This window comes from Vibrio sp. D417a, from assembly GCF_030248595.1.
Classification (GTDB): domain Bacteria; phylum Pseudomonadota; class Gammaproteobacteria; order Enterobacterales; family Vibrionaceae; genus Vibrio; species Vibrio alginolyticus.
On record NZ_JAHGAM010000054.1, the window covers coordinates 1 to 5,524 of the forward strand.

8 protein-coding genes are annotated in these 5,524 nt (G+C 39.7%); 1 reads left to right on the forward strand and 7 read right to left on the reverse strand.

Annotated elements, in window-relative coordinates; genetic code table 11:
• Window positions 1-270: 270 nt before the first annotated feature.
• Window positions 271-813, forward strand: a complete 543-nt coding sequence (locus tag KI742_RS23250; protein ID WP_285385529.1) for a hypothetical protein — start codon at window positions 271-273, stop codon at window positions 811-813.
• Between the two features lie 174 nt (window positions 814-987).
• On the opposite strand, the gene KI742_RS23255 is transcribed toward KI742_RS23250, so the two are convergent.
• The 7 genes from KI742_RS23255 to KI742_RS23305 form a co-directional block, all read right to left on the reverse strand.
• Window positions 988-1,335, reverse strand: coding sequence for a hypothetical protein (locus KI742_RS23255; protein WP_213904199.1), 348 nt, complete (start codon window positions 1,333-1,335; stop codon window positions 988-990).
• Between the two features lie 139 nt (window positions 1,336-1,474).
• The gene (locus KI742_RS23265) at window positions 1,475-1,969 is read right to left on the reverse strand and encodes a GNAT family N-acetyltransferase (protein ID WP_182028105.1); all 495 of its coding nucleotides are present in this window, start codon (window positions 1,967-1,969) and stop codon (window positions 1,475-1,477) included.
• A 148-nt stretch (window positions 1,970-2,117) separates the two neighbouring features.
• Window positions 2,118-2,498: a DUF4087 domain-containing protein gene (locus KI742_RS23275; RefSeq protein WP_285385530.1), complete on the reverse strand. Its 381-nt coding sequence runs from the start codon at window positions 2,496-2,498 to the stop codon at window positions 2,118-2,120.
• Between the two features lie 154 nt (window positions 2,499-2,652).
• On the reverse strand, window positions 2,653-2,955 hold the full coding sequence (locus tag KI742_RS23280; RefSeq protein WP_285385531.1) for a type II toxin-antitoxin system RelE/ParE family toxin: 303 nt from the start codon (window positions 2,953-2,955) through the stop codon (window positions 2,653-2,655).
• Window positions 2,943-3,200 carry a type II toxin-antitoxin system Phd/YefM family antitoxin gene (locus tag KI742_RS23285; protein WP_017038125.1) on the reverse strand — a complete coding sequence of 86 codons (258 nt, stop codon included), beginning with the start codon at window positions 3,198-3,200 and terminating at the stop codon, window positions 2,943-2,945. Before KI742_RS23285 ends, KI742_RS23280 begins: the two co-directional genes overlap by 13 nt.
• A gap of 197 nt (window positions 3,201-3,397) precedes the next feature.
• The gene (locus KI742_RS23295; protein ID WP_148535800.1) at window positions 3,398-4,414 is read right to left on the reverse strand and encodes a hypothetical protein; all 1,017 of its coding nucleotides are present in this window, start codon (window positions 4,412-4,414) and stop codon (window positions 3,398-3,400) included.
• 193 nt (window positions 4,415-4,607) lie between these two features.
• Window positions 4,608-4,901: a hypothetical protein gene (locus tag KI742_RS23305; RefSeq protein WP_285385532.1), complete on the reverse strand. Its 294-nt coding sequence runs from the start codon at window positions 4,899-4,901 to the stop codon at window positions 4,608-4,610.
• Window positions 4,902-5,524: the final 623 nt, after the last annotated feature.

The window sequence follows — 5,524 nt, forward strand, 5'->3', positions numbered from 1 at the left end:
GACAACCTTACTATTATTGATTTGGTCGCCTTGTAGAGCATATTTTCTAGTTGTATAAGTTTCATATTGCTCCAAATGTATAGCGCCCTGTTAAGGTGTGAGCAACGCAAGACCGATGCTTCCGTATACAACCTTAAACACTAAACGCAACGCATAGTAAAAATGCCACGCGTTGCGAATCACTCTTAAACAGATTGTTAACTGCCTGATTTATTGACATTATATACGTTAACTACAGAATAAAAATTGACTCTACAAATGGATTTTGACATGAAAAAAGTAACGATTCTATTCTCAATTTTAGCACTAAACGGATGTGTAACCCGAGATACTCCTCCCTCAGAAAATACCCTAAAAGAACATACACTTGAGGTTAAGTGCTACACTGCAATCAATGAGTTACCACTACCTTTAATTCCGACTAACTCCGAAATGTTCACTTACGATATCAAGCTACGACCAAACAAATATGATAGTACATCTCATTTAAGCCTTTATAGCCAAGACTACGCTGTAAAATGTAACGCTGATAAAACGCTCTGTAAACACAGCAATATAAAACCAACACTCGATTATAAGGTAGTAAAAAACAACGATGGGGGGCTTACTATTGAAGGAGAGTTTGTCTCTGAAGCTGGCAGAGAAGTTGAATACAAAGACGATATTGGTTACATAAAGCGAAGTGTTCACGCTGATGTTCCAATCTGGGTTGAAAAAACATCCAAGTTGCCTTTTTCTCTTTCTACAACTGGAAAGAAATATGTTGAACTAGCAGCCCCAACAGGAAACAAGCTTATTTTGAAGATAAAGTAAGCCATATTACTTCTAATAGCCTTACTTCTAACCGAAGATTTGAAGTAAGGCAGTTAACGCCCAATTAAGGGGTGAACAACGCCTCCACCCAAACCTAAAGCATTGTGCCATAAACACTAAAACTGAAGTAGAAGCAAAAGTGCCAAGCGTTGTGAATCCCTCTTAAATTGCTTGTTATGTTCGTACTACAATGTTTAGTGCGATTATATCGAGTTGCCCTAACTCATTAAAATTTAGCCGAAAGTGCTTGTAACCTTCGTTGTGATTAATCACTTCTGATTCGACGTGTTGCTTAAGCCAAAAAGATGAGCATATTTCATAACAGCAGTCATCTCGCTCCCCTTCAAGTAAATCAAACACCATCTGCCACTTGAATGCTACAGGATCGGCAAAATACAACTTTACCGCTTTTTCTTGCCAATCTTTAAACTCAGCTCGTAAATCAGCATCTTCTTGATGGATTTCAGGATATTCTGCATCTGCAGTAGAAAACCCCAAATCTAGTAATTTAACTGTTTCCATAACCCTTCCTAGCCTAAAGAACATAACGCCCAGTTAAGGGGTGAAGCACGCAATGACCAAGCCGCTGCATGGCACTTCAACACCGAAACCAACGCATACCAAAAATGCCACGCGTGCTGAATCCCTCTTGAACTGTTTGTTATGTGCGATCTAAACGGTAGCGCCTTACAATGCCCTCGGTTTCACTTGTGTAGTTGCCAAGGTACTCACCGCCACAGTTTTCGATAACCTTTTGAGACGCTGGATTGTCAATTGAACAAGTAACAATAACTGAGTCAATGACAACATGGTCTCGCACCCAAGCGAGGAGAAATGAGGCTACACCTTTACCACGAACTGACGGTCTAGTTTCGTAGCCGATATGCCCAATGACATTTTCTACGTTGGCATTATTACCTTTACGAACTCGAATAGCGCCTAAGATTTCAGAGTCAGATACGCAATAATAAGTTGTGCTTGGTAAATAACCGTTTGGTAATTCAGAAGTTGCCTTAGAACGTTCAACCAAACGTGATAAATAAGCTTCAGGATCTTGCTCAACGCCGGAATATTTAGGGATACCCGACTCCAAACATTCTTTCGCGTAACTCGCTAATATTGGAGCTAAATCTAGGCTCGCTTTTACTACTTCCATGTCAACTATCCTCAAAAGCACATAACGCCTTGTTAAGGGGTGAGCAACGCAATACCGAAGCCGCCGCATACCACCTTAGTCACTAAAACTAACGCATAGAAAAAGTGCCACGCGTTGCGAATCCCTCTTGAACAATTTGTTAGGCGAATTACTTAAAAGGAAGTGGAATATCTTTCGTTATGGATATGTCCTCTAAACACTGCTTCAAAGGTAACTGCTTGGATTTATAGATTGTTGTAATCGAATTTTTCTCTTGGTCTACGTCCACTGTTAAACAAGCACAACTAAAACCATAGTTTCGATTTGTTCTAACAAATTCATTTTCATTTGCAGTCACTTGATAAAGCAGTTCCATCGATTTATCGTCCAATGCATTTGAAGTACCTTGGACTGATATATCCCACGAGCCATCGCGATCAATCAACCACATATTGGCAGGAGAAGGGTTTTCAAGCCATCCACATCGAGTCTCTTCTGCCGTCGCTGTTAATGCAGAAAACATCCCCAGAATAACAATCAAAAATCTCATTACTGACTCCATTCGCCTAACGCCCGCTTAAGTGGTGAGCAACGCAATACGGTGCTTCTGCATACCACCTTAATCACTAAAATTAACGCATGGTAAAAGTGCCACGCGTTGCGAATCCGTCTTGAAGCGTTTGTTAGCCGTTCATTCCCAAAGGTTATTGCTTACTCAACAAGAACTTACGCAAATCTCTTTCAGCTCGCATAACAAACAGAATAAAGACCTTGTCACTGTCTTGTTTATAGAAAACACGGCACGGATTAACGACAACTTCACGATAACTTAAATGTTCTAGTTCGGGCGGAATACGACCTGATTCTGGGAAAGTTTCTAGGCGTTCAACTTTAGAGAAGATCGTTTGTACCAACTGCTTTGCAGCTAGGACATTTTCAAGTGCTATGTATTCAGCGATATCATTGAGGTCAGATAGCGCTGGCTCAGTCCAGATTATTTCAGCCATTTTGACATTTTGTCCTTGGCTTCATCATGACTTACCACTTTACCGTCAGCTAGAGCACGCTCGCCTCGTGCAATACCCTCCAGAATAACCAAACGATTTTGCATAAACTCGTAATCATCAACATCAACTAGATACGCTGATGGCTTACCATGCTCAGTAATTAATACTGGTTCTTTAGTGTCGTGGAGATCAGCGAGGATCTTAGTTGCTTGACGTTTAAGTGATGTAACTAGTTCTACTTTCATGAAAGCTGCTCCAAAGAAATACTAAAGTGATACTATTCTATCACTTTAAGTATAGCAAGCTCCATAACGGCTAACGCCCTGTTAAGGGGTGAGCAATGCAATACAAAAGCCGCCGCATACCACCTTAATCACTAAATTCAACGCATAGTGAAAATGCCACGCGTTGCGAATCCCTCTTGAACAGTTTGTTAAGAGTATTATTTCAACAATGAAAAAGCATACGCCGCAGCAAAGCTACTAGTTGCTGCAATAAACCAAGATAATACAGTCGGCCAGAGTCTTTGAACTACCGTTGGTTTAGACTGCTCCAGATAGATCGCCGTATTTGGGATAAACTTTGTATGCAGATAAAGCAGCCCATTTAGTAACGCAAACATAACTATTACGAATATAGCCCGATTTTCCAACTCAGGAATTTCAGGAATGGCAACCAACATAAGACCAAAAATTACAGCATTTAAATTGAGACCATACTTGCGATACGTTGTAACTAATCGGTTTTGCTTAGCCATTACGACTTGTTCTAACGATGCAGATTTTCCTAATACCCACGATTCATTTATTCCAGACACTCGGATTTCACTAGTTCCAAGTTCATTAAGCTCGATTACGACGACTCTGTTTATGCCATAGGCTTCAGGCTCTTGAATAACCAACTTAAAATAGTTGAGTTGGTCAGCGTTAACTTTCTCAGAGAGAAAGTCATCTGCGTACTTTGTTAATTCGCTTCCATGTAGCTTATAAGTAACGACAACCTTACCTGTTTTAAAATCTTTTCTTAAAAAATTTATTAGTTCTTCTAGGTCATCTTTGAACAAACGAATTGAACCAACGTGTACTGACTTGTTATAGACTTGTTCAGGGTTATTTGAAGGATTATCACTAATAGTGTCATGAGGATACAATTCAAAAGTACCAGCCGTACCAATAGTTGAACTCCAATCACCTTTGATGTTCCCTGATTGAGTTAACTTACCAACAACAACCACATCCCCCATAACAACACCTTCTTCAGGTTCGCTAATTGGCGTACATTCTAATCGAAAGGAATCATCAAACGTTCCTACGCAATCATACATAGAGATGCCATAAATCGTATCCATTATGCGCAGTTTGCCTGATAAATTACTTTTATCTTGAGAAACTTCGAGGAATACATTACCTGTATTAGTGCCGTAAATTCTACCTGCCCAACGATTTGCTAGATTTTCCAAGTTTCTACCTCTATAACTAATACTCTTAACGCCCTGTTAAGGGGTGAGCAACGCAATACAAAAGCCGCCGCATACCACCTTAATCACTTAAACCAACGCATAGCGAAAATGCCACGCGTTGCGAATCGCTCTTAAACAGTTTGTTATGTTTGCATCACCAACGTTCAAAAATTGAAAAATATCATTGCCCATTTTATCGGGTATACTTATGAATATATTCACTCGTTGCTTTATAGTATTCTTTCATTAGCTCATCGCTAATAGGACGCTGCTTCTCATAATAATGCTTTCCTGATGAACTACGCGCCGAATCCGAAAGTTCGTGAATTACTTCCTCTCCAAATTTTAAATAACGAGAAACTTCATCAACCTTTAATAAAAAAGTAGCAGTTTCCTCTCCAATGCCATAATCACACCTTGAATTTAGAATGTAATTTTCCCCATCACTATATAAAAGCCAGTTATTATGTTTAGCCACAACTTTCATACTATTAAATTCCCTATTGTATATCATATTGCATTTTTGCTGTTACCAACGATAACAAACATAACGCTCTGTTAAGGGGTGAGCAGCGCATTACCGAAGCGACCGCACACCACCTTAAACACTAAAATCAACGCATAGCGAAAATGCCACGCGTTGCGAATCCCTCTTGAACAGTTTGTTAACTGAGCGCCTTTCAGTTTTCGCCGATCTTACAACCACTTTAGCCAAGGCTAGTTTTCCTAATTAATGATTAGTAAAGCTAACTCAAACATGTATTTAACTAAAAGATTACCGTTTATCTTTAGTTTGAAATGCGTCTCACAACACCATACTTCGGCGATGTAAGTGCGCCGAACTAATCGCGAATGCCTTATATTATTAGAAGGCTTTGTGCCGCCTTTCACATCAGTAAACTTAAGTACCAAATTGAAATTATTAGCATTAGCTAAATTAAGGAAACCGACCGAACACGCTAAACCTCTGAACTTAGAAACGGTATCAATGTGCTTTCATATTTTCTGCGCCAGTTAACGCCCTGTTAAGGTGTGAGCAACACAATACCGAAGATCCCGCATATCACCTTAAACACTAAACGCAACGCATAGCAAAAATGCCAAGCGTTG